This is a genomic window from Lysinibacillus contaminans (assembly GCF_001278945.1).
Classification (GTDB): Bacteria; Bacillota; Bacilli; order Bacillales_A; family Planococcaceae; genus Lysinibacillus; species Lysinibacillus contaminans.
This window is the reverse complement of record NZ_LGRV01000001.1, coordinates 197413-224412: the sequence shown is the minus strand read 5'-3', so window position 1 is coordinate 224412 and position 27000 is coordinate 197413. Positions and strand designations below refer to the sequence as shown.

Here is a 27000-nt window from a genome sequence, read left to right as displayed (position 1 = left end):
CGTCCTGGATTTTGAAATTTAGGCGATACACAAGGGGAACCATTTTGTTTTTAAATCGTTTATGTTATAGTAAAAATTGCAAGAAAAGACAGTTAGGAGAGAATACTCAATATGAAAAAGACAGTTTTATCATTAACATTAGCAGCATCAGTTTTAGCGCTTGGTGCTTGTAGTAGCGCTGACGACAAAGCTTTAGTTACTTCAAAGGTAGGCGATATTTCGGTTGCAGACTTTCATGAAACAGCAAAAACTTTAACAGGTCCTATTGTTTTACAACAAATGGTAACAGAAAAAGTATTAGCTGATAAATATGAAGTAAAAGATGACGAAATTAAAGAAGCTTTTGATGCAGTCGCTTCACAATACGGAGATACTTTTGCACAAGCTCTTGCACAAAGTGGCTTAACAGAAGCAGGCTTTAAAGAATCTTTAAAAGTCGAGATCCTTCAAGAAAAAGCTCTAAAAGACCAAGCTATTAAAGAAGAAGATGTAAAAAAATATTATGAGCAAATGAAAACAGAATTAAATGGTCGTCACATTTTAGTAGCAGACGAAGCAACTGCTAAAGAAGCACTTGCAAAAATTAAAGGTGGCGCTTCATTTGCTGATGTAGCAAAAGAGTACTCATCAGATACTGGCTCAGCATCTAAAGGTGGCGAGCTTGGTTGGTTCTCAGTGGGTACTATGGTGGACGAGTTCAATGATGCAGCTTATGAGCTTGAACTAAACACAGTTAGCGAACCTGTAAAATCTAGCTTCGGTTATCATATTATCGAAATCACTGATAAACGTGATGTAGAAGGAGTCGGCTCATTCGAAGACGAGGAAGACAATATTCGTCAAAGCATGGTAGCTAAATTAAAACAAACTGGAGAAGCTCAAGTACTTCTTAAAGACATTATCGCGAAAATGGCTAAAGATGCAAACTTCAAAACATCTGATAAAGATTTAAAAGTTGCTTTAGATTCCCTTACAACAACAAGTGAAGAGGAAGCTGCAGCTGCTGAAAAAGCTGCTAAAGAAGCAGCAGAAAAGACTGAAAAAGAATCTGATAAAGAAGCAGATACTGAGACAGAATCTAAATAATTATAATTCTCTATAAAAAAAGGGTTACGCCAGCAAATGCTAGCGTAACCCTTTTTTTAATCGATATTTGGCTTATAAAATGAGCGATTATCCAGTGGAAATAGACGCTCTGTAAATTCTCCTGGTGATGTTTTACCGAGCGCACGAGTGAGCATATTCATCTTCGCATCGATATTATCGATATAATGCAAGATTTCTGCTTCTTGAATCATCGGCTTTTTCGGGCTGCCCCACTCTTCTTTACCGTGATGCGACAATACTAGATGTTGCAACAACATGACCTCTTCGCCTTCGATTTCTAACTCGCTGGCAATTTTGGCAATTTCGTTAACCATAATGGTAATATGGCCAAGTAAATTACCTTCTACTGTGTACATAGTTGCTACAGGACCCGATAATTCAATCACTTTACCGATATCATGCAAAATAATACCCGAATACAATAAATCACGATTTAACGTTGGATATAAATCAGCAATCGCCTTCCCTAGCTTTAACATCGATACCATATGATCAAGTAATCCGGATGCGTAATCATGATGATTTTTCGTTGCAGCTGGGAAAACTAAAATCGCATCTTGATGTTTTTTGATAGCTGCACGCGTAATGCGTGAAATGTTTGGGTTTTTAATATCGAAGAAGAATTGATTTAATTCCTCATAAAGTTGCTCTTTTGGTGTTGCTGAAGATGGTACTAAGTCATTAATAGAAATACCTTCCTCTGGCTTTGCTACACGAATTGTCTTAATGCGTAATTGGTTTTTGCCACGATAGTCATGGATTTCACCACCTACACGTACAATCGCTTCTGGATGATACATTTTTTCGTGCTCCTCATTCGTATCCCATAGCTTCGCCTCGATATCTCCGCTTTTATCTTGTAATAACAGTGACATAAACGGCTTCCCGACAGTTGTAACCCCTTTAGTCGCTTGCTTAATTAGTAAAAATTGATCAACTGGTTCTCCTGCTTGGAGCGTCGTAATTCCATTCACGTTGACGTCACTCCCCTTTCCTTTGCTAGTGCTCCTAGATCGACAATTTGCTCTTTTTGCCAAAACTCGAGCATCGTTTCATGGCAAGTAAAATATAAAATTTGACGATTATATCCTACCTCTTTTATCAATTGTACCATTTTGTTTGTACGGTTTCGATCAAAATGGACAAATGGATCATCCATTATAAACGGAAATGGCGCAGATGTTGCAAGGGTTTTTGCAAGAGCTATGCGTAACGCAATATAAGCTTGCTCTTTCGTCGCCTGCGATAATTCTGCCACATGATAACGTAAGCCTGTGATGGCCTGTGCCTCAAAATACCCTTCCTCACTGATTGAAAGCTTTTCATAGCGACCATCTGTTAGCATTTTAAAAATCGTATCTACTTGTGCAAGAACATGTGGCAATTTTTCTTCACGTAACTGGAATAACGACTGATGAATTGCTGTCGCTAAAGCCTTTTGCACAGCCCATTGCTCTACAAGTTGTTGTAGCAACGCTTTTTCCTGTTCAAATTGCTGTAGAAGCTCACCGTATTTTTCATCGTTTAATAAATGCTCTTTTTGCACTTGTAATGCCGCGCGCTCTTCTAAGCATCCATCAATTTGCTGCTGTAGCTCGCTACGTGCCAATTCCATTGCTGTAGTCTTGATATCTAGTTGTTCCTTACTAATTGGTGCAGATACATGCAGTGCGTCCAGTGAAGCTAACTGACTATCTACAGTTTGCAACTCAGCTATCAGTTGTTGATGTTGCTCAAATTTAGCATAGGCCTCATAATAAGCGGCTTCTGCTTGCACATTTGCTACTGTATATAATTGCTCGATTTCATTTTCATAGTTTGTAATTAGTGGCTGTCTTTCTTGAACCTGCTGGGCAAGGTTTGAGAGTTGCTCTGTTGTTTGTACCATTGTCTGCTGTTCTTGTTGTGCTGCAAGATACGTTGAACGAAGATGCATAAAAATTTCTTGTTCACTATAGCTCTCTTTTAGCACCTGCTGGAGTTGCTCATAAAGTTCCATTTTTTTCGTTTGTACTTCTTTGAGAAGCTTTACTGTACTTGTCCTTTTCGTTGCTAACTCCTGGACCCCTCGAATGCGCATAAACAACTCTGGCAATAAAGGCTTTGCAATAGTACCCTCTACCCTATAACGCTGTAAAAAGCTTTGTAGCAATTGTACGGCTTCAGCTATCACCTGTTCTATCTGTTGAATTTTATACTCAAGCTTTGCATATTGCCGCTCTTTTTCTTGTTGCTTCTCATTTATAAGATGCTGTTGATCTTCAAGTCGTTGTTTTTTCGAGCGCAAGGTTTGGACAATACTCTCTTGTTGCTCTAATTCACGTAATAATCGTACGTTATTTTCTTTTGGCATCTCTTCGGCATTTCTTACATTTTTTAAAAATAAAATCAGTAAAATAGCCATCACTACACCAATAACTGCAACTGCTATATTCTTTTGCGACACACCGTACATAGTAGCCAAAAGGCTCATCACTAATGCAATGAATAGAAGTAACACTGGCTGCTTTTGCTTAGATCGTTGCGACCTCGAGTGCCGCAATTGCTCTAGCTTTTTCTGTTGTTGAGGCCACTGTGCTAAAATATGTTCTTCATCCGCAGTTAATGCCTCATGCGTATATTGCTTTTTTTGCCCGGCAATTGTTTCTAATTCCTCATGAGTTTGTTCTAATGTACGAAGATGGAATTTCAGTTCTTCCTCTGCATCATTTAAAGCTACTAATTGCTTTTGATATTGCTCTTCCTGCTGTAAAGATACCGTTTTCTCAAGAAGTACTTGCTGTGACGATTTTTCCTGTATACCTAATAAACGAAACTGGGCTTCAATATCCTGCTCACATAAAAAAAGATCATCGGTTAATTTTTGTTCTTTGACAATTAGTTGATTCCATGACGCTTCCAAGTGCAAAAGTCGTGCCATCTCATCAATCGACTGCCCATTAATGGCTTGTTGTAGCTTATTTTGTAACACTTGATACTGCTCTTTTAACTGTGTGACCTGTAACGTTTCGTGCGTCAAGCGATCCTTTAATTGCTCGTATCGTCTAATCCCTTCAGCAGGGAAATGACTTTGAGTATAATTTTTCAATGTGTGTTGTAACGTCTTTTGTTTTTCGATTAGAGGCATTGCTTGCTTTATTACAGTAAGTTGTTGCCAGTCCTGTTGTTGTACTTGTTGTTGTCCATATAAATCATCAAGTCTTTGCCCGAGTTGCTGTAATTTAAGTGACTTTTCTTCAAATGTATTAATCGCAGCTTGCTCTTGCTTGATTTTCTTTTCGAGTTGTTTAATCTGCTCGATTTTTTGATTAATTTGCGGTAGCTTACCAGACTTTTTAAATAGTTCCCCCGCATCTTTTTCTAATTTCTTTTCAAGGACCGATAACCGATGAACGCCCGTCGTACCAGATGCAAGCAATAAATGTGTTAGTTCTTCCTCTGACATTTTTTCAATGCCTTGTAATTCGTGAATGGAAAACGCAAAGACTGCTTCAAACGATGCTCTTGAATAGCCGTACAATAATTTGGTTAATAGTTCATCATGTCCCTTTGTACCATCCTCACAATAAACTGTAACATCACCAGCAGCTTTTCCTTTGACACGTTCAATCGTACATTCGCCGTATATCGGGTGGCTAACTGTAAGCTGTCCTCCAAATTTCGTCGACGTTTTCGGCTCGTATTTTTGCTGTGTCTGCTGCTTGGTTGGAAAGCCAAAAAGCATCTGTAAAATAAATTGCTGAATCGTCGTTTTCCCCGCTTCATTCATGCCATAAAAAATGGTGACATTATTGTGCAAGGAAATCGTAACATCTTCATGCTTCCCAAAGCCGTAAATTTGGATTTTTTTAATTGATAGCATGTGCCTATTCACGCCCTTTGAATTTCGTCTACTAACAATGCTTGCGTGTTGATTTTTAAATGCTCAATGTCTTGTTCTGTTAATGGCTCTATAAAACGTGCACCACCCGCATGCTGATATAAATCCTTCAAAATATCTTTCCACTCAGGCATGCCCCATTGCTCTATTAAATTGATCACAGATTCTGTAGCCACCGTAGGCTCATAAGTAGTGGTGGTCGATTTAGCTACCGATAACTTTTGTACCCAGCACATCGGTTCAACACGTTCTTCCGCCTCACGAATTGTTTCAAGCCATGCTTCTACTGAAGCATGCTCAAAAAGTGTTTCTGCCTGCTCGTCAATATTATTTAATTGAAGTTCTACAACCGAGGCACCGTACTCCTGACGATTTATCGCTAAGGCCTCTTCACATTTTGTCAGTAATTCATTGGCATGTAAAACATCGCTGCAATCCACCTCTATCGTGTTATACACAACTGCTGAAGTTGGTACAAATGTTAATTCCACATCAGTTTGTGATAATGTCACATCGTAAAATCCTTTGATACCTTGTTCTTTACGATGGCGACTTTGAATATTCCCCGGATAGACTATCGGAGGACTCTGCTGTAAAAGCTGGCGTTTATGAATATGCCCTAGCGCCCAGTAATGATAATTTTTTTCGAGTAACTGCTCCTTTTTAAATGGTGCATAAACAGCATGTGTTGCATCACTCGATTCACTACCATGCAGCATGCCGATGTGAATGGCATGTGAGTCCTGTGCTACTGGATAAGTATCCATCATCGATGTTTTCACATGACGCTCCCCGTAGCTAAAGCCATATACATTTACCTGCTGCCCCCGAATTTTCAGTTGCACTATACTTGTGTCTACAGGTAATTCATACACATTACTAGGCAGTGCGAAACGTGTCCACGAACCACTTAAATGATCATGATTACCGTAGCTTAAAATAACGGGAATGTTATGATGAAACAATGTTTCCATTGCTGTCTGGAAGCGGCGTTGCGCCTGTAAACTACGATTTTCACCGTCATAAATATCCCCTACAATTAAGAGAAAATCAGGTTTTTCTTTAACTGCCTTGTGAATAATTTTGTCAAAAGCTTCAAATGTACTTTCACGAATTTTTTTCAGTTTATCCTCAGGTAAGCCAAATAAGCCCTTAAACGGACTATCTAAATGTAAATCTGCCATATGGAAAAAACGAATTGTTGACATCCAATCACCTCAAATAATTTCAAAAGCGAATATTTGTTCTTATTTTATCATAGATAGTTTCAGATTAAAAATAAATTCAAGCAACATTTTCCATAGTGGTTGCAATAATATATCCTTATTTTTTATAAATTATCAAAATATTCTTTAGTTTTGCAGTGAAGTTTATAATTCTTCTATGTATAATAGAAATATCTTCAATCAAAGGGTGGGGTTTATATGGAGAATTACCGTTTTACTGCTTTTGAAAAGACTGGGGAAACCTTGTTCGACGAAACTTGGACATTTGAAAACGATGCAACCGCAAAGCAAAATGGTCAACAGCAAATCGAAGAAAAAGGTGTCGCTGAAAAAACACATCGCCTTGTGAATGCTTCAGGCAAATTAATTTTATTCCACGTTTAAAATTACTTGCGGAATAATTAAATGCGCGTACTCAATTGAGCTACGCGCATTTTTATTTACCTTATTTCCCTGAAAAAACAGGGGTTCTCTTTCCAACAAAAGCTTGAATACCTTCTAAGTGATCTGTTGTTTTACGCATCGCCGATTGCCCTGCTGCCTCCATTGCTAAAATACTTTCTAATATTGGTAAGTTCTGCGTGTGCAGAATCTTTTTTGTCGTAATCATCGCTGCAATCGGTGAAGCTAGAATTTTACCAACAAGCTGGTCCGCCATGGCAAACACTGTGCCATCTGGTGCTACATAGTCAATTAAACCCACCTCTTGTGCTTCTCTTGCTGACAGGACTTTTCCTTCCCAAATTATTTGCTTTGCCTTCACATTGCCAACCCGTTCCTTCATAAAGAAATGGCCGCCACCATCAGGAATTAAACCAATACCGATAAAATTCATCGCAAGTTTACTATTTTCACAAGCAACCACAATATCGGCACCTAGAGCTAAACTAAATCCTAAGCCCGCTGACGCACCGTGTACTGCTGCAATCACAATCATCGGTAGTTGATAATAGGCCTTCACAATACGTGTTAGACACACCATTGCCGCATTAATATCCATAGGCTGATTCGGGTCTACCATTGCCTTAATATCTCCACCTGCTGAAAAGACCTTTCCTTCTCCGCGAATAACGAGGATCTGAATGTCTGTTTCATGTTGCAATGCTTCAAAGCACTGCGCAAGTTCTTCCATCATCACCGTATCCATGGCATTCATGGACGCCGGTCGATTGAGCGTTAACGTAGCACGGCGCTCTAATTTTTCTAGTTTAATTGTAGTAAATTCCATTTCCTACACCCCCATAAATGAATAGTCATTCACTATGTACTATTCGTGCCTTTTTCGAAAATCCCTTCTTTCCTACTCAAAATAGACCTAATTATGCTATATTAAATGACGAATATTGAATTAAAGGTGGTAAATCATCGTGACACAAAAAGATTATCGTGTATTACTTTTTTATAAATATATTGCCATTGAAGATCCCGTTACCTTTGCAGCTGAGCATTATGCAGTTTGTGAAGAAATTGGGCTACTTGGCCGCATTTTAGTCGGCTCTGAAGGTATTAATGGTACGGTTTCAGGTACAACTGCTCAAACTGAAACTTACATGAACCATATGAAAGCTGATGCTCGCTTTAAGGATATCATGTGGAAAATCGACGTGGTAGAAGGGCATACCTTCAAAAAAATGCATGTACGACCACGCCATGAAATCGTGCACCTTGGTTTAGAAAATGATATTAATCCTTTAGAAATTACTGGCGATTATTTATCACCAAAGGAATTCATGACACGAATGCAAGAAGACAACACGGTTGTGATTGATGCGCGTAACGACTATGAATTCGATTTAGGTCATTTCCGTGGTGCAATACGCCCTGATATTGAAACCTTTCGTGATTTACCCGATTGGATGGAAGAACATAAAGCTGATTTCGAAGGCAAGCAAATTTTAACGTATTGCACGGGTGGGATTCGTTGTGAGAAATTCTCTGGCTGGCTAAAGCGTGAGGGATACGGTGAGAGTGTTGGTCAATTACACGGCGGTATTGCAACGTACGCGAAAGATCCAGAAGCTAAGGGTCAATTGTGGGACGGCCAAATGTTCGTCTTTGATCGTCGTCGTGCTGTGCCTATCAACCAAGTAGAACACGTAATTGTCGGCAAAGACTTTTTCACGGGTGAGCCAACAGAGCGTTACACAAACTGTGCCAACCCTGAATGTCATAAATTAATGCTGTGTGAAGAAAAACACGAAGCATTTTATATGCGTAGCTGCTCGGACGATTGCCGCCGTGCCAAACGTAACTTCTTTGTAGCGGAAAATGAATGGACTGCAGAGCAAGTAGAAGAACAAATCGCGATAATCCACGAATGTAAAAAAGCTATAGTCTAATATATTTAAAATGCGCTTGCCAAAATTAACGGCATGCGCATTTATTATTGCAGTATTAACTTCTTCCTAAATAACGTCCCACTTGTCGTCCACTAAACAAACAACCCCCAACAAAGGTTCCCTCTAAGGCACGATAGCCGTGAACTCCACCACCACCAAATCCACTTACTTCACCTGCGGCAAAAAGTCCGGGAATCGGCTCTCCGTCCGTACCTAATACTGCACCATCTAAATTCGTCTGCAAACCACCTAGCGTTTTACGTGTTAATATGTTTAATCGCACTGCAATGAGTGGCCAGTTTTTCGTATCCAAGATTTTATGTGGCTTGGCTACACGGACTATTTTATCGCCTATATAGTTTCTTGCTCCGTGAATTGCCGTTACTTGTAAATCTTTTGTGAATTTATTGTCCATTTCACGGTCACGAGCCAAAATTTGCTCCTTAATTTTCATAAAATCAAGTAACTGATTGCCTGCAAGCTTGTTCATGCCATTAACTAATTCCTTTAAATCATGCGCAATGACAAAATCCTCTCCGTGCTCTTTAAAAGCTTGAATCGGCGCAGGTGGACCCGGTAACACACGCTTTAGCACTTGACGAATACTTTTATTAGTTAAATCAGGATTTTGCTCCGATCCCGATAAAGCAAATTCTTTTTCAATAATCTTCTCAGTCAAAATAAACCACGAATAGTCATAACCTGTTTTTTGAATGGCTTCTAACGTACTTAATGTATCGAAACCAGGGAAATTTGGCGCTTCGAAGCGGTTACCTTCTGCATCAAACCATAAAGATGATGGCCCTGGTAATATGCGAATCCCGTGATTTGGCCAAATCGGATCCCAGTTTTTTAATCCTTCTGTATAGTGCCACATACGATCACGATTGACGACACGTCCACCAATGTCTTCCGTAATCTCTAACATTCGACCATCGACATAAGCCGGGACACCAGATACCATGTTTTTCGGGGGTGTTCCGAGTCGTTCTGGCCAATTTTTTCGCACTAAATCTAAATTAGCTCCAATTCCACCACTTGCCACAACGACTGCATCTGCAAAGTACAAGAATTCCCCAACACCGATACGAGAACTTTTTTCTCCGCGCTGTGCAAAGCTTTCAGCTAAAACCGTCCCACTTATCCCTGTAATACGTCCTTCTTGCTGCATAAATTCATCGACGCGGTGCCTCGGCTTAAAATCAATAAAACCCGCTTCTATCGCTTTTTTTACTTTATCTACAAATGGCTTAATAATTCCCGGACCTGTCCCCCATACAATATGAAAACGGGGAACTGAATTACCGTGGCCTCCCGCTAATGAACCTCCTCTTTCCGCCCAACCAACTACCGGAAAAAATTTAATGCCGAAAGATTTTAACCACTCGTATTTTTCACCTGCCGCAAAATCGACATATGCTCTCGCCCATTTCATCGCCCAAGAATCCTCATCTTCTAGTCGATCGAATCCAGCAGTTCCAAGCCAATCTTGCCATGCTAATTCCTTACTATCCTTAATACCTAGTCTGCGCTGTTCTGGGGAATCCACTAAAAACAAACCGCCAAATGACCAGAAAGCTTGTCCTCCGATCGAATTCTCAGATTCTTGCTCTACTAAAAGTACCCTCTTCTTAGCATCTACTAATTCACAAGCAGCAACTAAACCTGCTAGCCCTGCACCAACAATAGCAACATCGTATTTCATCAACACACCCCCAAAAATCTTCCCTACCTTATTTACATTCTGTCTGTGTCGATGCTTTCCCTTCCAGTAATACCTGAAAATTGACAAAAATAAGACAATGAAAAAACGTTCGTATTTTTCTAAAAAAAGATCAGATTATTATTTAAAACGTTTAATTTGCACTACTAGTCTACTGCATGTATTTCATGAAAAAATACGCATAGAACACCTATACTATCTGTCTTGACACTTACCGTTAGCGCTTACATTGTACCCTCCACAAAGACGAATGATTGTATTTAAAAATATGTAAATGTTCGTATTTTAACGTTTTCACAACTTTTGAAGTCAGTGTTTTTTATATTTTTCAGAAATATTGTTGACAAAGGTGAACAATAGGGATTATGATGGTATCAAATTTAATCACACGAAAATATAGTGACGGAGACACACTAGTCGCAAGGAAATCCAAAGAGAGCTGATGGTTGGTGTAAATCAGTGATTTCTACGATGTAGTTCCACTCCCGAATAGATAAGCTGAAAAATTCCCAAGTATGCTTGTCCGTCACATGCACGTTACGCATATAGCCAAGACTGTACTGAATTATTTTATTTTTCGGGCAGTGATTAAGGGTGGTACCGCGAACCAAGATTATTTAGCCTTTCGCCCCTTACGACACAATCATTGTGTTTGTAAGGCGCGAAAGGCTTTTTATTTTGTTTTAAAAATAACACAATAAGTTACTTAAAAGGGGCTAATTACTAATGACTACTATTACTGCTACAAAAACAATTAACGTATTTATCGCTGATCCACTAAGTGAAGATGGTATTTTCCCTCTTCGCCAAGAAAAAGACTTAGACTTAAATGTTATTATCGACACAGGTCTTACACCTGAAGCATTAATGGCCAAAATTGCTGACGTGGATGTACTTTTGGTACGTAGCCAAACAACAGTAACACGTGAAGTAATCGAGGCTGCAAAAAGCTTGAAATTGATTGGTCGTGCTGGTGTTGGTGTTGATAACATCGACCTTGCAGCTGCAACTGAACATGGTATTATCGTAGTAAACGCACCAGATGGTAATACAAACTCTGCTGCTGAACACACAATTGCAATGATGACTTCTCTTGCTCGTCACATTCCACAAGCGTTCAATACACTTAAAAATGGTAAATGGGACCGCAAATCTTACGTTGGCGTTGAGCTTAAAAACAAAACATTAGGTGTTGTTGGCTTCGGTCGAATCGGCGTTGAAGTAGCTTACCGTGCAAAAGGTCAACGTATGAACGTGATGGCTTATGATCCATTTTTAACGGAAGAACGCGCAAAAGAATTAGGCGTAACAAAAGCGACAGTAGAAGAAATTTGTGCAGCAGCTGATTTCATCACAGTGCATACACCGTTACTTCCTGAAACACGTAACCTGATTAACAAAGATAAATTTGCAATGATGAAAGACGGCGTACGTATCATTAACTGTGCACGCGGCGGCATCATCAATGAAGACGATTTATATGATGCAATCGTGGAAGGTAAAGTAGCAGGGGCAGCTCTTGACGTATTTATTTCTGAACCAGCAACAGATCATAAATTACTAACTTTACCACAAGTGATCGCAACACCTCACTTAGGTGCATCTACAATTGAAGCACAAGAGTCTGTAGCTGTTGACGTATCAAATGACATCATTAAATTCTACAAAACAGGTACCGTGACAAACCCAGTTAACATGCCTTCAATCCCGAAAGAACTACTTGCACAAGTAGAACCTTTCTTCGAGTTAGCTGAAAAACTTGGTTCATTCTTATCTCAAATAACAGGCGAACCTGTACAAGAAATCAACTTATCTTATGCTGGTGAAGTAGCAAACTACGATGTGCGTCCTTTAACTTCTAATGCACTGAAAGGGTTACTATCTAAAAACCACGGTAACCACGTAAATGACGTAAATGCTCGTTATTTATCTGAACGTATCGGCATGAAAATTAACGAACATAAAACAACTACTGCAAAAGGTTTCACTAGCTTAATTACAATTGAAGTGAAAACTGCTAACGAAACACATACCGTTGCAGGTACATTATTAAATGGCCTTGGCGCGCGTATCGTGAAAGTTGAAAACTATGTTGTAGACGTAGTACCTGAAGGCCACCTTCTTTACATTAAAAACACTGACAAACCAGGTGCAATCGGTCGCGTAGCAACAAAACTAGCGGAAAAAAACATCAACATCGCAACAATGCAAGTTGGCCGTGCGCAAGTAGGCGGAACAGCTGTTATGATGCTTACAGTGGATAACGTAGTGAAAGATGAAGATCTAACATTCGTTGGGCAACTTGAAAACATCGATGAAGTAAAAGCGATCAATCTATAAAAAATATAAGTAATATTTCTTTTTTGTTCAGTTTTATAATAAAAACAGCGTACTCGCCAACATTGGCAAGTACGCTATTTTATTGGAATATTATTTACAACATTTTATAGTTAAAGCTCTTTCACAAGCTTTAATAACTCTGTTAATGACTCGACTTCATACGTTGGTGTCACAACGCCATTTGGACCATTATTTTCGCGGTTAATCCACACATTACGCATCCCAACGCGAGATGACCCTAGAATATCAGTATTTAAGTTATCACCTACCATAATGGCATCCTCTGCTTGTATACCAGCTTTCTCCATGACAAACTCAAAAATTGACGCATCTGGTTTGCCTTTACCAAAATCACCAGAGATGATGATATGGTCGAAATAAGGTGCGATTTCAGGTGTAATTTCAAGCTTTAAATTTTGTAGGCTTGGTGCACCATTTGTCAGTAATACAAGTTGGTACTTGCCTTTAAGCTCATCTAACACAGCAATCGTATCTTCGTAAAGATATGGTGTCACTTTACGCTCAGCGACAAAGCGTTCACCAAGCTCTGCCCCTAAGTTAGCATCATCAATAGCAAGTGCCGCTAAGCCCTTTGTCCAAGTTGCAGTTCTATAACCTGGTACGATTTCCTTCATTTTTTGGAAGGAATCTGTTGGATCGTCAAATGTGCCCCATAAACCTTCAAACGGGTTGATACCAATTAATACTGTATAATCATATGTTTCGTAGCCTTCATAAAGTGTACGTGCTTCTTTACGCACCGCTTCTTCTAATTCAGCTGGATCTAGCGTATGTATTGTTGCAGCGTATTCGCATGTTTTTTCAAATGCTGTTTTTACTGATTGTTTATCCCATAATAGTGTATCGTCTAGGTCAAAAATAATTGTGTTAATTGACATGTCTTCATCTCCTAGTTTATGTTGGATAAAAAACGTCCATTTCTTCTATTTTAGCATACTTTCAAAATTGCTAGCATTGCTTTTTGTACATGTTCTTTTAAGTTAAACTTTCCATTCACATGAATAAAAGCCACTTCTACACTAGCAAACGCTTGTATAGAAGTGGCTGTTCATATTATTGACCCTCTAACACATAATTCATTCCTGGTGCTGCATAATAAACTAGTCCTACATCTGGTTTAAAGTAGAATGTACTTACACCATCTTTTGTCGTTTGTTCAATGACAATTAAGTTTTTCCATTCTTTTTTCTCACCATTAATAGAAACAACTTTATTCACCGCAGTTACGTCATTATAGCTAATTGGCTCTTCACTTTCGCCAATATACATACCTTCTTCATCAATATACTCTTCATAAATAGGGAAGCTTTTCTTTGTTGTTGTTTCTGCACCAACGGTAATTGGATAAGTCGCTATTACAGGAGGTGCAGTCCAATGATCCAAAATAAAACTAGTAGTAGTTTCTGACATAGTCATTGGTGTTACATAATCTGCACCCATGTATCCTTTCGATACAGTACTATCAAACGCTACTGTGAAATTACCACTTGCCTGACTACCGTTTGCCGTGATCGTATCAATCGGATCGCTGTTAAATCCATCTGCATAAATCATATAATAGTAAGATTTCCCAACAATATTACGTGGCACTAAACCTTCATAGAAATTCAATCCTGTCGCTGGTTTATGTACAACTGTCGGTCGTTTAGATGGGTCCATTGCGCGTGTTAAAAATGCTGCAAAATGAGCACGTGTTACTTCATTTTTCGGCTTAAACGTACCGTCATTATAGCCAGTAGTAATATTATTCGCTGCTAATTGTGTAACATGACTATATGCCCAATACGTTTTTGGTACGTCAGAGAAAACTATTTCCGAAGTGCCTGTTAAATTATAGGCTACTGCTAATGCTCGCGCCATTGACTCACGTGTTATATTAGCATTTGGCGAAAATTTAGATTCTTTAGGGAAGAAACCTTTTTCTGTAGCAATAGCAATTTCCTTATAGCTTGAATCTGTCGTTGGAACATCTGAGAATCCTGGATTAGTATAGCTTTCATCAAAAAGATTTAATGCACGAACTAGCATCACCGCTGCCTGACGGTTTGTCACGTAATTTTCAGGTTTAAATGTACTATCTTTATAGCCTTGAATAATCCCCTTACTCGATAAAAAATCAATATCTACATAATTACTATGTGTAGAAGGGACATCTTTAAATGTTGCAGCTTGTACTAATGGCAAACTTACGAATGACAACAATAGCACAGTAATTAAACTTATTAGTAATTTTTTCAACAACTTTCATCTCCTTTTTTCATTGGCTCATCACCAAAATATGGGGGTACTTTCCGTTTCGACTGGGGGCGTTCTGCCGGAACAAAAATCAACAGCAATCTAAAATCAATATACTTTCTAACCTAAATGCTACCCCTAAAATTTAGGTGATTTTTCCACCTTTTCTAAATATAACATTAAATACCATCGTTTTATATAGCTTTTATATTTCTAAAATAGAGAAAGCAATCTACTTCATTGAAGTTTCCACCATCTAAAAAAGAATACACAAAAAGAGGTCGTCTCTCCGCTTCCTTCGGCGACAACCTCTCCCACATATGATCCTATTTGTTTTTCTTGCGTAGTTTATCCATCAAACTCAGTATATCTGCTTTTTTCTGATCTGTTTCCTCTTTTAAAATTTCAATGTGAAAGGTGTCACCAATCTCTTCAATCATAACACGGTCACCTTCTTGAACCTCTTTATCAATCGCTGACATTGCAATGATTACATGCTCTTTTTCATTCGGATATTTCAAAAAAACAGCATAGCCATCCTCTATACGATCTAAAGTATATTTAGTCGAGCTCACTGACAATCTCTCCCTCCGAATTACGTAATTGTGCGCCATCTCCGTCATTAAGCCAAACCTGTCTACCCGTCCATTTTAAATAATTTTGTCCTTCACTTGCGGTAGTACCACTCGTTACATAAATTATTTTTCCAGGTTGTAGCGTTACATTGGGAAAGTTAAAAATTTGATTACCTTCAATTGAAACGAGCTGCCAATCCTTTAAAACAACTGCTTCTGTGGTGTTGTTTTGAATAGCGACAATTTCATTCTCTAAATCTTTACTAATAATTTCTACACCCTCTTTTTTAGCTGGTGTTGTCGCTATTATGTTATTCGACGACTCTTTTGCGCTTACATCATAGTTTACCCCGTCTGTTGACACTATAACGGTTCCAGCTTCTGCTGTTGCATAAATTTTGCTACCAACTGCCTGCAAACGCTCCACAACTTCCTCATGTGGATGACCGTATTTATTGTCTTCACCATAACTTAAAATAGTTACTTCTGGATGCACTGTTTGAATAAAGCTTTGAGAGCTACTTGTGTTTGAACCGTGATGCCCCGCTTTTAAGACTGTCGCCTTTACATCTTGTGATACCATTTCTTTTTCTAATGCCACACCTGCATCTCCTGTTAATAAAAATGATACATCCCCATAAGAAACTTTTAACACAATGGATGCATCATTATTATCCGATGCCATTTCATCTGCATTTAATACTTTCACTGACACCGCTTCATCAAATGATATGATGTCACCTGTTTTCGGGATATTATACGGGATGTTTTTCGTATCAATAAGCGTTAGCATTTCTTCAAAGGTTTGCGATGTATGTACTTTCCCAGAATCATAAAATTGTCCAATCGGCATTGAATTCAATACAGCTATTAATCCACCAATATGATCAGCATCAGGATGTGTCGCCACTACTGCATCGAGTTTTTGTACACCTTGCTCTTTCAAATAAGCGACTATCTCTTCCCCCGCTCCCTTAACTCCTCCATCAATCAGCATCGTTTTTCCATCCGGCGACTCAATAAAAATGGAATCACCTTGTCCTACATCAATAAAATGCACGTGCATTTCGTCCCCAACGTTAGTTGGTATTTTATTTGTTTCAGTATTTTCTGTACAGCCAGCAAGCATCAGTATTGTGGCAAGTACAAACATTAGTTTTTTCATAGTGTCTCCTTTAATTGTTGTGCAAGTTCTTTGGCTCTCGCAAATAATAAATCTACCGAATTGTCCATCGCAAAGGAAGTAGATATTTGTTCATCTGCAACCGGCATAATCATTGAAAAATACGAATGCAGTGCTGGTATGCTATCAACCGCAACCTTTCCTGACAATAACACAATAGGAATCCGCTTCTGCCTTGCTAATTTCGCTACGCCAAGTGGTGCTTTACCGTTCAATGTCTGGTAGTCTGAATAGCCTTCACCTGTAATGACATAGTCAGCCTGTGCCATTCTATCTGCAAGCCCTGTTGTCATACTTACAACTTCAATGCCACTTTTAAGTGTAGCCGAAAAATATGCAAGCAGTGCCATTCCAACACCCCCCGCTGCACCAGCTCCTGCCATTTCATGTACAGCATAGCCTACTTGCTTTGCTGTAACATTCGCAAGTTGGGCAAGTGCTCGCTCTAACTGCACATGCATTTCTATTGTCACACCCTTTTGTGGACCAAATACCGCAGTTGCGCCGTTTTCACCAAGCAATGGATTATCCACATCACAAGCTATGTTCCAAGTGCTTTCACCGACTCGTGCATCAAACTCTGTCATATCAATTCGCGCTAATTTCTGTAAAGCGAGTACATCGTCTGCTAGTTCCTCTCCATGTTCATCGAAAAAGCGCAGGCCTAATGCTTTAAGAAGGCCATAGCCACCATCATTTGTCGCACTACCTCCAATTCCAACAACAAATTCCCGATAACCAGCATCAAGTGCATGACGAATCACCTCACCCATACCATAACTCGTTGCCTCAAGTGGATTGCGTAATTCTTCTTTTACTAAATGTAAACCCGTTGATTGCGCCATTTCAATCACACAAATTCCATCAGGTAATACTAAATAACTTGCTTTTACCTTTTCCCTCATAGGATTATGCACTGTAACGGCTCGTAACGTGCCACCGAGACTTGTATAAAATGCATCGATGGTTCCCTCACCACCGTCTGCAATCGGCACGCATTCGACTGTTATCATTTCATCCACTTCATGAAAAGCATTAGCTATTATATTTGCAACTTGAATCGCTGATAATGACCCTTTAAATGAATCCGGACATACTACTACACGCATTCTATCACCCCCAGAGTTATGAAAAAAATGAGTAGCTCACACCACTCATTTCATCCATACCTATATATTATATAAATCATCCAGTAACTCTATCTTCTTCTCTATCGCTTCCTCAAATGTAAGGATATACGCGGCAGGATCTTTCGGATTGTGGAATTGCGTAATCTTACCCGTTTCAGGGTCAACAAATTTAGAAGATGCCCCGCAGCCCACGCCTAAAATTGTCTGCACTTCTTCCATAATTACGATATTATAAATACTTTCTTCACCAGCTTTACTATAGCCGACATTTTCTAAGTTCCCTAAAATGTTTTTTTGGCGATATAAATAATATGGTACATAGTCATTTTCCTTTGTCCACACTTCAGCCATACGCATCATTTCTGCAACTGTGTCACGATCTGCTACTTTATATTTATCCTTATTGCGGGTCATTTCAGACGCACGCTTGAACGATAACGTATGGACGGTTAACGACTCTGGCTGCATTTTTGCAGTTTCATCCAATGAATGTTGGAATTCTTCAATACCTTCATTTGGTAAGCCAATGATTAAATCCATATTGATATTGTTCATACCTGATTCACGCGCAAGCCAAAACTTATCAATTGTTTCCTGCACCGTATGATGGCGACCAATGGCTTTTAACGTTTCATCCGTATATGACTGTGGATTAACACTAATCCGATCAATACCCCATTTTTTCAACACTTCTAATTTTTCAGGCGTAATCGTATCTGGTCGCCCCGCTTCTACCGTTACTTCTCGAATTGTTTCAGGATTAGGGAAGGATTCATACATCGTTTGATACAAAGCATCCATTTCTTCCGCTTCAATCGAAGTCGGTGTCCCTCCCCCCCAATAAATCGAAGTAATCTTCATATTATTTTCTGTTAACCATTTACCCATTTCTCGTAGCTCGATGTGCAGTCCGTCTAAAAATGTCGTCACGCGCCCTTGCTTACGGTTACTTCCAATAGCGTAAGCTGGAAACGTACAATACGCACATTTTGTTGGACAAAACGGAATACCGATATATATACTAATTCCCTTGCCTATATCATCTAAATCTGGGATCGTCACTAGTTGTCGTGCCACAATCTCCTGAAGTAACGCGACCTTTTCTTCTGACAATCGAAAATCACGCTGAAGCACTTCTGCAATTTCAGTATCACTCATTCCATCCTTACGAAACTTATGATACAGCTTTGTCGGACGAACCCCCGTCAAAATACCCCACTGTTGATGCATACCAGTAAGCTGCTCTAACACATCTAAAAACACATGCGACAGTGCACGTTTAATTCGAATATTGCGCTCGCGCTCTGGCGCATCTGTTTCATACTGGATGCTATAATCATTCGTATAACGAGTACCATTCATATCTAGTACTGCACTTGTATGTACAGAAAAATCAGCATCCACACGATAATTAAATGCCACCTCCATATCGGCTTCAGTTGTATCTACTTTTAGTTTCGAATCCTCAAAAAATAAGTTAGCCATATGATTTAAAACCCGAATCCAATCTTCTGGATATTTTTGATTTATTTTAATGATTTTCATCTATTTACTCGCTCTTTTCTATCAATATTTCCTAATACTAGGCGGACATTTGCCGACGAACCTTTCAATAGTTTAACAAATATCTTCTACCAGATGCAAAACCTGAACTTTCATTCCACTTTTCAATAGTCAGAATAAACTGTCTATTGCTAGACATTTTATCTAACTCGTGTATAATGCAAATAAAAGGAGCGATAGCTTATGGTCCTCATACAAGAACGCTATTCTTCAAATTTACCAAAATTCTTTCACCTCCTAGAAATCTCGTACCATAGCTTTAATTTAGATCGGTGTGACGAGAAAACATTCTATATTTCAGTCGAGCTCAAACATAAGGCAAATAAAGTTTTGTGCGATTTTATTTATATCCTTGATCAGTCTGAAATGTACGGGGCTATTTCCATTAACGAACGCTATAAGCAAACAAAACTCTTCATTCAACAACAATTTAATCATTCATTAATGTACTCTGACGAAATGAGTCTCGCATATAGCTTTTCTAACTCTAATTTCTTTAAACAACACATAGAACAATTTGCAAAAAAGTATCCGAAATTTGTGACGAATAAAGCAAAAAGGAGCTATCTTTAAAAAGATAACTCCTTTTTTGACTATTACGCTCACTATACCTCATTGAAAACTAACTCATCATTTACTCTGTTACTATTTCACTCATAGCAGTGATATCAATCCCATTCAACGCTTGAGTTGCAAGCCGGTCTGCCTCTGTATTTGATTTTCGAGATACTAGCTCGTACTCGGGTTTGATGCCAAGTTCTTTTAGCTTCTCATCAATTTTATCTGCCCAACTCACCAAATCCTTCTCAAGTGCAGGCCAGTCTCCATTTAACTGATTGATGACCACTTGGGAATCGCCTATGATACGAATCGGCAAATGATGGACATTTAACAATTCGAGTTCCACTAAGCCCAAGTATAATGCCGCATATTCTGCCTCATTATTTGATTTGAGTTCCGCAGAAAATGCATTTTTTCGTAGCCTGTATGACTTTCCACTTTGCTCATAATAAATAACACACCCCAAACCAGACTGGCTTGTAGCGCGGTCAAAGCCTCCATCGAAATAGACTGTTATGTTATGTGGTTCAGTTTCCACTTCTTTTAAATACGCCTTCATTTCTTTGACCGTCCATGTAATGTTGTAGCTATCTATAAAGATCACGTGTTTTGCACGTCCAGTCCTCTCCATATCCTCTGCAAATAACAGTCCTTGTGCTGCAGGCATCTCCCCAGAACGAAAAGTAGTTTCCGCTCCTTTTGGTGTTTTATAAATCCATTCGATACAAACCTTCATCATCAAGCCTCCTACACCAGTAAATCTACGCGTTAATATTAGTTTCTCCAATGTATATTGGATCTATGAAAGTACATCTAAACAATCAAGAACAGGTGCCTTCTAAACCATCACTTTGGCTTATAGACACCTGTTCTTTATAATTTTTTTGTAGAACATTCAACTAAAGTGCAAACTAAATGCCTTCATACAACGCTTGCACAGGTTTTACTAAAATACGGTTCACTTCTTCAATAACTGAGCTTAACTTCATTTCTGCCTCAAGCATCGCTAAGATTTTTTCATTTTGTTGCGCAAGCTGTGCTGTTTTTTGTGCATAGACAAGTTCATCCTCTTGCAATTCTTCACCAGCCATTTGCTTTTCTTGTAAATTCATTTGTACTTTACGGAAGTTTTGGAATAGCTTTAGTGCATCTTCATCCGCTTTCACGACTGCAACCGCTTCTTGTAATGCCTCAAATTCCTCTGTTTTACGGAATGTCGCCTCTAACGCATTAATTTCATTATAAATATTAATCATAATCACATTCTCCTTTTTACATTAAATTAACGATTAAGCCTTGTACAATACCGATTAAACCACCGAGTACCGCACCAAGTACTGTAATCATTTTAAATTCACGCTGCGAAATACCGAGTACTAGCTCTTCTAGTTTCGAAACTGGGAAAGAATCGACCTGCTCACGCACAACTTCCTTTAAATTTAATCGTTTCAATACATCTTCTAGTTTCGCTTCAGCTTGTATAAATGCTTTTTCGATTAGTCGAGGCACAACGCTTTCCTTCATCCATGTGCTACCCTCTGGCCAATAATACGCAATCGGATGATTTAAACGCTCCGCTACTGCTAATTGCTCTTTTACATAGCTTTGTAAATTAACTAAAATCGGTTCAAATTGGATATCTTCTAAGAAATCTATTACTGGACGGTCCTTTAATTTATCCCATTCCTGAACGAAAATTTTTGTTAATAATTCAGTGGTACCTGGTGACTGTAAAAACTTCACAAGCTCACGTTGCACCTTACTCACCAGTGACGAGGAATCGCCTAAAAACATATTGATCATGCCACCAAGGGACCCCTTCGATGATAAGAAATCATCCATCATTGCCTTAATTGTCATTTCGCCTTCAGGGGATAAAAAATAATCCTCACCCTTTTCTAAAATATGACCAACTACTACCGGAATTTTAGCATCGATTGTTTCTTGAATATCCGCTGATAACAGTGTACGAATGGACTTCGTGGATAATGTATTTTTCAACGATTCAAATTGTCCTGCAACGATACTCTCTACTTTTTGCTCAATGGTCATCGGTACATGAGAAAACCCAGCTAAATCCAACCAATCCTGAATCGTTTTATCATTCGTAAAAATCGTTTCCTCAATTTTAACTTGTGCAAACTGTTCAACTTTTTCTTGGATATCTTTCGAGAAAAATTTCTTTCTAAATGTTTCAGGCGTTAATAAGTAATTTACAACTGTTAATCCAAGTTGGTTTGCTAATTCATCACGTCGCTTCGGAATCAGCCCAGGTGTAAATGGCACCCGCCAATTTTTAATATATATAGCTTCATGTGGACGAAATAGCATTTTAATCGCGAGGTGATTCGTTACTCCACCTATTATTGCACCGATAACTGCCATAAATAGTAATGTTACTAGAAAATTATCCATTAGCTCCCTCTCATTTCAATCGAATTCATCTTGGCACGTTCCAAAATTTCAGAATATGCTCTTTGCACTTATTATAGCAGAGCCGTGAAATTTCGTGAAAGAAATCCCCCATAATAAAATGTCTAGTTGCAAATTTACCGCTATCCTTGAATAATGATAAATAAATACATTCAAGAATGGAGTATGCAAATGATTCAACATTTTAGCTTTAAACCATTATTTGAAAATACACAATTACCTGGCTGGACAATTTCCTTCTTTTATCAACGTGAACGATACGCTGCCGAATATTTAAAAGACGGCTCTATCCAATGGATTGGTCCTATTCCATCCGATGAAGAAGATGTAAAAAAACTGATTCACGATCTCATGCTATTTCACATTTACGATTAATAAAGGTTTATCACCAAAAGTCAGGAATGACATTTGATTAAAGGATATTAATCTTAGAATGCTTGTTGATTGGAGTGGAGGCTGGGCGAGTGTAGCTGACGGCATTCGCCTTTCGCTACAAAAAACATCTGTTGCCCCGAAGCGGCTCATCGGACGCCCCCGGAAAGTGCACAGCCGGAACGGAAATCAACCTCAAGTTATAGTAAAAAGCCTCTTTTTATATTTCAAGCAAAATAATATACATATATATATTTTACTATAAATTCAAATAATTCTTTTTAAATTAAACTTATTTATATTGATATTTTTGTATTTTTCTTATACATTTAATAAATATTAACTAATATTAAATGTTTTTATGCAGGGGGCAATTTCTAAATGAATAAAGTCGTATTGTCGAGTGAGTTAAATAACTATAATTCAAAAGCTTTAATTCGGGCTAAAGTAAAAGAACATTTTTCGGAATTCTCCGATAAAATTTCCGAATTAATAGATGAATCAGGTCCTTTGACTAGTAAAGAATTTGAAATGCTTTCTGGGTTCAGTGGTAACTTTTACAACGAATACTGTAACCAATTGAAAGCACTTTTTGAAACACAAACAAGCATATCGATGGGCAAACGCTCAGGAAAGAATTTATACATATCATACAAAAGCCAAAATTATGTTTTAACACAGCAAGGCTTAACAGAAAAAGCACCAATCATCATTTCAAAATTTACAGAAGAAGTTCCACTTAAAGAAACGCTTCATGATTTAGAAAAAGCTTGCTTAAAATTACGTTTCAATCAGTAAAAAAGAAAAAAGGTTATCTCAAAATAATTTTGAGATAACCTTTATTCGTTGCATATAGAAAATAATTCATTTAAAAAAATCAGCAAGTAAAGCTCTCTTGAGATTTTTGACGTGTCGTATTATTTGAGATATAAATGCTTCTTTCTTTAAACAAACTATCCTCAATCCTTTTAAAGGTAGCATATAGTTTTTTGATTTTCAATCATTTGCCGTCTGGAAATAAATTTTTTTTAAAATGCCTTCCTTTATACGAACACGTTAATAAATGGGTTGTCAATATTTGTGTTTTCCCTATAAATAACTTATGATTGAAACATCCAACAATTTTTAAAATCATAGGAGGTGTACACTTTGTTTACTTCCCTCATTTGGGCGGGAACAGAGGAATTATTTGGACGGAGACATATTGGAGATAACCATAAGGTTGGCGGCATTCGCCCTTCTTATTATTATGACAGGATTTTTCGTTGCAACGGAGTTTGCAATAGTTAAAGTGAGAGCTACACGTATCGATCAGCTTGTTGCTGAAGGTGTTAGAAATTCAAAAAAAGCAAAAAAAGTGGTTTCAAATTTAGATGAATACTTATCTGCCTGTCAGTTAGGTATTACGATTACTGCACTTGGCCTTGGTTGGTTGGGTGAACCTACATTTGAAATTATTTTACACCCATTATTTGAGCTTTTAAATCTACCTGGTAGTGTCTCATCTATATTTTCATTTATTATTGCATTCTCACTTGTAACGTTTATGCATGTCGTTATTGGGGAATTGGCGCCAAAAACTTTAGCCATCCAAAAAGCAGAATTAGTAACATTAAAATTTTCTGGCCCATTAATTTTATTCCATACCGTTACGTATCCAATCATTAAATTATTAAATGGCTCAGCACGTGCTTTAACAGGTTTGTTCGGCTTAAAGATGATGGGAGAATCAGACGTAGCACACACAGAAGAAGAGCTACGTATGATCTTATCGGATAGTTTAAAGGGTGGAGAAATTAATAATTCAGAATATGAATACGTAAACAGTATCTTTGCGTTTTCTGATCGTCTTGCAAAAGAAATCATGGTACCACGTACTGAAATCGTTGGTATCGACAAAGAGCTAACGATTAAAGAAGTCTTCGATTTTATGGGTGTTGAGCAATATACACGCTACCCAATTATTGATGGCGACAAGGACCATATTATCGGTTTAGTGAACATGAAGCATTTATTAACTGCTTACATTAAAGACCCTGCAAACGGTGATAAACCCGTACTTGATTATATGCAGCCGATTATTCGTGTCATGGAAACAATGCAAATTAACGATCTATTACTAAAAATACAACGTGAGCGTATTCATATGGCCATTTTAATGGATGAGTATGGTGGAACATCCGGTTTAGTAACAATTGAGGATATTATCGAAGAAATCATCGGTGACATCCAAGATGAATTCGATGATGATGAAATTCCTGAAGTACAAGAAATTGCAGATAATCATTATATTTTAGATGCGAAAATGCTGTTAGAAAATGTGAATGATATGCTTGGTACTGACATAGAAGATGATGATATCGATACAATTGGCGGTTGGTTCATGACAAAACGTTTTGATGCTCTTGAAGGTGATAGCATTGAAGCACAAGGCCATGAATTTACTGTTAAAGAATCAGACGGTCACCATATTTTATACTTAGAAGTTCTGAAATTACCTGAACTTGATTTAGCGAACGAGGAATTAAAAGTCTAAATAAAATACATGCTAAAGCGACTCCCTTTCATATAAGGGGGTCGTTTTCTAATGTCCGAAAGTTTTGCGAGGAGGAAACAAAATGGAGCTGTATACAAATTTACGTCAAGGGGAAAAAGGCGCTTGGTTGTCCATTGGTACATATTTATTACTGAGCTCAACAAAGCTTACAATCGGATATATCGGTACATCAGAGGCATTAAAAGCGGATGGACTCAATAATACTACTGACATTATTGCGTCAATTGCTGTCCTCATCGGTCTTCGTATTTCGCAAAAGCCACCTGATTCTAATCACCAGTATGGGCATTTACGTGCAGAAACAGTCGCTTCTCTCGTTGCCTCGTTTATCATGCTAATCGTTGGTTTACAGGTACTTGTTAATTCCCTCAAAAGTTTATGGGAACCAACTGGCACAACACCATCGCTTCTTACAGCTTACGTTGCCATTGGCAGTGGAGCCATTATGTATGCTGTCTATCGTTACAATTTAGCATTAGCGAAAAAAATTCGCAGTGCTGCCGTCAAAGCCGCTGCTTATGATAATCGCTCGGATGCGCTCGTTAGTGTCGGTACAGCTATTGGGATTTTCGGCGCTATTTTTGGCCTCCCAATAATTGATTCACTTACTGCCTTAGTCGTCGCATTTCTTATTATGAAAACAGCCGTGGAGATATTTTGGGAAGCGGTTCAAAGCTTAACAGATGCCTTTGATATTGAAGAAGTTGAAACGTTATCTGTGTTAATCCGCAATGTTGAAGGTGTCATTGAACTTCTGGATTTCAAAGGGCGTGCACACGGCAATATGTATTTTATCGATGTTACAGTAACGGTGAATCCCTATTTAAACGTCTATGAAAGCCACCGCATTACAGAGGTAATTGAACATACCGTCATGCGAGAAAACCGATTTTGTCATGTGTTCGTGCATATCGAGCCACATGTTGGGGAAATCCCTCCAACAAGCGATTAAACCAAACGAAAACAAGCTTCCTACCAGAAAACTGACCCTATAATCTGAAACACATAAAAAAAACACTTTTCGTTGATTTTAGGTATGTAGCTATACCCGCTATTCAACGAAAGGTGTTTTTACTTATCTGATTCTATTAGGTCAATTACGCTATGCCGCTTCCCTCTGTCAACCCATGCTTCACCGCATACAAAGCAGCCTGCGTGCGATCCTGTACTTGCAACTTTGTAAAAATATTCGATATATGTGTTTTCACTGTTTTTTCAGTAACGAATAATGAAGAGGCAATCTCACGATTACTTTTGCCCTTTGTTAGTTCAGCTAATACATCCTGCTCACGAGGTGTTAACGGATTTATATTATGCGGTGCATTTTCTGCTTCCTCGCGATTTTGTTCGAGTGTCGTTGTCGCTTCAGGGTGAATTGTATTTTCGCCGCGCATAATTCGTCGGATTGATAATACAAGTTCGTCTGGTTCAATATCCTTTAGCTGATAGCCTGCTGCACCTGCCTCCATCGCTGGTACGACGTGGTCTCTATCGGAAAAACTCGTCAGCATTAATATTTCGATATGAGGAAATTTTGCTTTAATGCGCTTCGTTGCTTGAATGCCATCCATCTCTGGCATCACTAAATCCATTAAAATAATATCTGGCTGTACGCTTTCCGCTAGTTCGATTGCTTCTAAACCATTCTTCGCCTCACCAACTACCTCAATATCTTTTTGTGTTTTTAAGAAAAATAATAATCCTCGACGGACCACATGATGATCGTCTGCTATTAATACACGTATCATTTTAGTT

At 38.4% G+C, this 27000-nt stretch carries 23 protein-coding genes and 1 other annotated feature; of the genes, 8 read left to right on the top strand and 15 right to left on the bottom strand.

All coding sequences use genetic code 11. The features are described 5' to 3' along the window. Positions 1 to 111: 111 nt before the first annotated feature. A complete protein-coding gene (locus AEA09_RS01125; RefSeq protein ID WP_053582085.1) occupies positions 112 to 1086 on the top strand; it encodes a peptidylprolyl isomerase in 975 nt (324 codons plus the stop codon). A 56-nt stretch (positions 1087 to 1142) separates the two neighbouring features. Here AEA09_RS01125 and yhaM read toward each other — a convergent pair whose 3' ends face one another. The 3 genes from yhaM to AEA09_RS01110 are packed head-to-tail and all read right to left on the bottom strand — an operon-like array spanning position 1143 to position 6195. After that, on the bottom strand, positions 1143 to 2081 hold the full coding sequence (gene yhaM / locus AEA09_RS01120) for a 3'-5' exoribonuclease YhaM (RefSeq protein WP_053582084.1): 939 nt from the start codon (positions 2079 to 2081) through the stop codon (positions 1143 to 1145). Further along, entirely contained in the window at positions 2078 to 4969 is a 2892-nt protein-coding gene (locus AEA09_RS01115; protein WP_053582083.1) for an ATP-binding protein, read from the bottom strand. Before AEA09_RS01115 ends, yhaM begins: the two co-directional genes overlap by 4 nt. Before the next feature lie 8 nt (positions 4970 to 4977). Continuing rightward, positions 4978 to 6195, bottom strand: coding sequence for a metallophosphoesterase family protein (locus AEA09_RS01110; protein WP_053582082.1), 1218 nt, complete (start codon positions 6193 to 6195; stop codon positions 4978 to 4980). 216 nt (positions 6196 to 6411) lie between these two features. Between AEA09_RS01110 and AEA09_RS01105 the strand changes: the two genes are divergently transcribed. Further along, positions 6412 to 6597 (top strand): YhzD family protein, encoded by a 186-nt coding sequence (locus AEA09_RS01105; RefSeq protein ID WP_053582081.1) that lies wholly within the window; start codon positions 6412 to 6414, stop codon positions 6595 to 6597. A gap of 61 nt (positions 6598 to 6658) precedes the next feature. Here AEA09_RS01105 and AEA09_RS01100 read toward each other — a convergent pair whose 3' ends face one another. After that, the gene (locus AEA09_RS01100; protein ID WP_053582080.1) at positions 6659 to 7441 is read right to left on the bottom strand and encodes an enoyl-CoA hydratase; all 783 of its coding nucleotides are present in this window, start codon (positions 7439 to 7441) and stop codon (positions 6659 to 6661) included. 139 nt (positions 7442 to 7580) lie between these two features. On the opposite strand from AEA09_RS01100, the gene trhO reads away from it, so the two are divergent. Continuing rightward, entirely contained in the window at positions 7581 to 8552 is a 972-nt protein-coding gene (gene trhO / locus AEA09_RS01095) for an oxygen-dependent tRNA uridine(34) hydroxylase TrhO (RefSeq protein ID WP_053582079.1), read from the top strand. Positions 8553 to 8607: 55 nt separating this feature from the next. Here trhO and AEA09_RS01090 read toward each other — a convergent pair whose 3' ends face one another. Beyond that, positions 8608 to 10257 (bottom strand): FAD-binding dehydrogenase, encoded by a 1650-nt coding sequence (locus tag AEA09_RS01090; RefSeq protein WP_053582078.1) that lies wholly within the window; start codon positions 10255 to 10257, stop codon positions 8608 to 8610. Positions 10258 to 10665: 408 nt separating this feature from the next. Continuing rightward, positions 10666 to 10911, top strand: a binding site (T-box leader). Positions 10912 to 11001: 90 nt separating this feature from the next. Here AEA09_RS01090 and serA point away from each other — a divergent pair. Then, entirely contained in the window at positions 11002 to 12615 is a 1614-nt protein-coding gene (gene serA / locus AEA09_RS01085) for a phosphoglycerate dehydrogenase (protein WP_053582077.1), read from the top strand. A gap of 110 nt (positions 12616 to 12725) precedes the next feature. On the opposite strand, the gene AEA09_RS01080 is transcribed toward serA, so the two are convergent. The 9 genes from AEA09_RS01080 to AEA09_RS01035 all read right to left on the bottom strand — a co-directional run bounded on the left by AEA09_RS01080 (position 12726) and on the right by AEA09_RS01035 (position 22298). Beyond that, positions 12726 to 13514 carry an HAD family hydrolase gene (locus tag AEA09_RS01080; protein ID WP_053582076.1) on the bottom strand — a complete coding sequence of 263 codons (789 nt, stop codon included), beginning with the start codon at positions 13512 to 13514 and terminating at the stop codon, positions 12726 to 12728. A 175-nt stretch (positions 13515 to 13689) separates the two neighbouring features. Further along, positions 13690 to 14874 carry an S-layer homology domain-containing protein gene (locus AEA09_RS01075; protein WP_053582075.1) on the bottom strand — a complete coding sequence of 395 codons (1185 nt, stop codon included), beginning with the start codon at positions 14872 to 14874 and terminating at the stop codon, positions 13690 to 13692. 323 nt (positions 14875 to 15197) lie between these two features. Next, the gene (locus AEA09_RS01070) at positions 15198 to 15446 is read right to left on the bottom strand and encodes a DUF3006 domain-containing protein (protein ID WP_053582286.1); all 249 of its coding nucleotides are present in this window, start codon (positions 15444 to 15446) and stop codon (positions 15198 to 15200) included. After that, entirely contained in the window at positions 15433 to 16611 is a 1179-nt protein-coding gene (locus tag AEA09_RS01065) for an MBL fold metallo-hydrolase (protein WP_053582074.1), read from the bottom strand. The genes AEA09_RS01070 and AEA09_RS01065 overlap by 14 nt, the downstream gene beginning before the upstream one ends. Further along, positions 16608 to 17738: a glycerate kinase gene (locus tag AEA09_RS01060; protein ID WP_053582073.1), complete on the bottom strand. Its 1131-nt coding sequence runs from the start codon at positions 17736 to 17738 to the stop codon at positions 16608 to 16610. Before AEA09_RS01060 ends, AEA09_RS01065 begins: the two co-directional genes overlap by 4 nt. Positions 17739 to 17798: 60 nt before the next feature. Then, positions 17799 to 19304, bottom strand: coding sequence for a coproporphyrinogen III oxidase (locus AEA09_RS01055; RefSeq protein WP_053582072.1), 1506 nt, complete (start codon positions 19302 to 19304; stop codon positions 17799 to 17801). A 652-nt stretch (positions 19305 to 19956) separates the two neighbouring features. Further along, on the bottom strand, positions 19957 to 20619 hold the full coding sequence (locus AEA09_RS01045) for a ribonuclease H family protein (protein WP_053582070.1): 663 nt from the start codon (positions 20617 to 20619) through the stop codon (positions 19957 to 19959). A gap of 175 nt (positions 20620 to 20794) precedes the next feature. Then, the gene (locus tag AEA09_RS01040) at positions 20795 to 21139 is read right to left on the bottom strand and encodes a YlbF family regulator (RefSeq protein ID WP_053582069.1); all 345 of its coding nucleotides are present in this window, start codon (positions 21137 to 21139) and stop codon (positions 20795 to 20797) included. 16 nt (positions 21140 to 21155) lie between these two features. Beyond that, positions 21156 to 22298, bottom strand: coding sequence for a DUF445 domain-containing protein (locus AEA09_RS01035; protein WP_053582068.1), 1143 nt, complete (start codon positions 22296 to 22298; stop codon positions 21156 to 21158). A 189-nt stretch (positions 22299 to 22487) separates the two neighbouring features. Between AEA09_RS01035 and AEA09_RS01030 the strand changes: the two genes are divergently transcribed. The 4 genes from AEA09_RS01030 (at position 22488) to AEA09_RS01015 (ending at position 26197) form a co-directional block, all read left to right on the top strand. Next, a complete protein-coding gene (locus tag AEA09_RS01030) occupies positions 22488 to 22691 on the top strand; it encodes a YheE family protein (RefSeq protein WP_053582067.1) in 204 nt (67 codons plus the stop codon). A 378-nt stretch (positions 22692 to 23069) separates the two neighbouring features. Beyond that, on the top strand, positions 23070 to 23486 hold the full coding sequence (locus AEA09_RS01025; RefSeq protein WP_053582066.1) for a hypothetical protein: 417 nt from the start codon (positions 23070 to 23072) through the stop codon (positions 23484 to 23486). A gap of 406 nt (positions 23487 to 23892) precedes the next feature. Beyond that, a complete protein-coding gene (locus AEA09_RS01020) occupies positions 23893 to 25224 on the top strand; it encodes a hemolysin family protein (RefSeq protein ID WP_281176680.1) in 1332 nt (443 codons plus the stop codon). Between the two features lie 82 nt (positions 25225 to 25306). Further along, positions 25307 to 26197, top strand: a complete 891-nt coding sequence (locus tag AEA09_RS01015; RefSeq protein WP_053582064.1) for a cation diffusion facilitator family transporter — start codon at positions 25307 to 25309, stop codon at positions 26195 to 26197. 145 nt (positions 26198 to 26342) lie between these two features. Here AEA09_RS01015 and AEA09_RS01010 read toward each other — a convergent pair whose 3' ends face one another. Then, positions 26343 to 26993, bottom strand: a complete 651-nt coding sequence (locus AEA09_RS01010) for a response regulator (RefSeq protein WP_053582063.1) — start codon at positions 26991 to 26993, stop codon at positions 26343 to 26345. Positions 26994 to 27000: the final 7 nt, after the last annotated feature.

What these genes read in the sequence shown, in the direction of transcription:
- AEA09_RS01125 (WP_053582085.1), top strand. Translation starts at nt 112, where the DNA reads ATGAAAAAGACAGTTTTATCATTAACATTAGCAGCATCAGTTTTAGCG.
- AEA09_RS01115 (WP_053582083.1), bottom strand. Translation starts at nt 4,969, where the DNA reads ATGCTATCAATTAAAAAAATCCAAATTTACGGCTTTGGGAAGCATGAA.
- AEA09_RS01110 (WP_053582082.1), bottom strand. Translation starts at nt 6,195, where the DNA reads ATGTCAACAATTCGTTTTTTCCATATGGCAGATTTACATTTAGATAGT.
- AEA09_RS01105 (WP_053582081.1), top strand. Translation starts at nt 6,412, where the DNA reads ATGGAGAATTACCGTTTTACTGCTTTTGAAAAGACTGGGGAAACCTTG.
- AEA09_RS01100 (WP_053582080.1), bottom strand. Translation starts at nt 7,441, where the DNA reads ATGGAATTTACTACAATTAAACTAGAAAAATTAGAGCGCCGTGCTACG.
- AEA09_RS01090 (WP_053582078.1), bottom strand. Translation starts at nt 10,257, where the DNA reads ATGAAATACGATGTTGCTATTGTTGGTGCAGGGCTAGCAGGTTTAGTT.
- serA (WP_053582077.1), top strand. Translation starts at nt 11,002, where the DNA reads ATGACTACTATTACTGCTACAAAAACAATTAACGTATTTATCGCTGAT.
- AEA09_RS01080 (WP_053582076.1), bottom strand. Translation starts at nt 13,514, where the DNA reads ATGTCAATTAACACAATTATTTTTGACCTAGACGATACACTATTATGG.
- AEA09_RS01065 (WP_053582074.1), bottom strand. Translation starts at nt 16,611, where the DNA reads ATGAAAAAACTAATGTTTGTACTTGCCACAATACTGATGCTTGCTGGC.
- AEA09_RS01060 (WP_053582073.1), bottom strand. Translation starts at nt 17,738, where the DNA reads ATGCGTGTAGTAGTATGTCCGGATTCATTTAAAGGGTCATTATCAGCG.
- AEA09_RS01055 (WP_053582072.1), bottom strand. Translation starts at nt 19,304, where the DNA reads ATGAAAATCATTAAAATAAATCAAAAATATCCAGAAGATTGGATTCGG.
- AEA09_RS01045 (WP_053582070.1), bottom strand. Translation starts at nt 20,619, where the DNA reads ATGAAGGTTTGTATCGAATGGATTTATAAAACACCAAAAGGAGCGGAA.
- AEA09_RS01040 (WP_053582069.1), bottom strand. Translation starts at nt 21,139, where the DNA reads ATGATTAATATTTATAATGAAATTAATGCGTTAGAGGCGACATTCCGT.
- AEA09_RS01035 (WP_053582068.1), bottom strand. Translation starts at nt 22,298, where the DNA reads ATGGATAATTTTCTAGTAACATTACTATTTATGGCAGTTATCGGTGCA.
- AEA09_RS01030 (WP_053582067.1), top strand. Translation starts at nt 22,488, where the DNA reads ATGATTCAACATTTTAGCTTTAAACCATTATTTGAAAATACACAATTA.
- AEA09_RS01025 (WP_053582066.1), top strand. Translation starts at nt 23,070, where the DNA reads ATGAATAAAGTCGTATTGTCGAGTGAGTTAAATAACTATAATTCAAAA.
- AEA09_RS01015 (WP_053582064.1), top strand. Translation starts at nt 25,307, where the DNA reads ATGGAGCTGTATACAAATTTACGTCAAGGGGAAAAAGGCGCTTGGTTG.
- AEA09_RS01010 (WP_053582063.1), bottom strand. Translation starts at nt 26,993, where the DNA reads ATGATACGTGTATTAATAGCAGACGATCATCATGTGGTCCGTCGAGGA.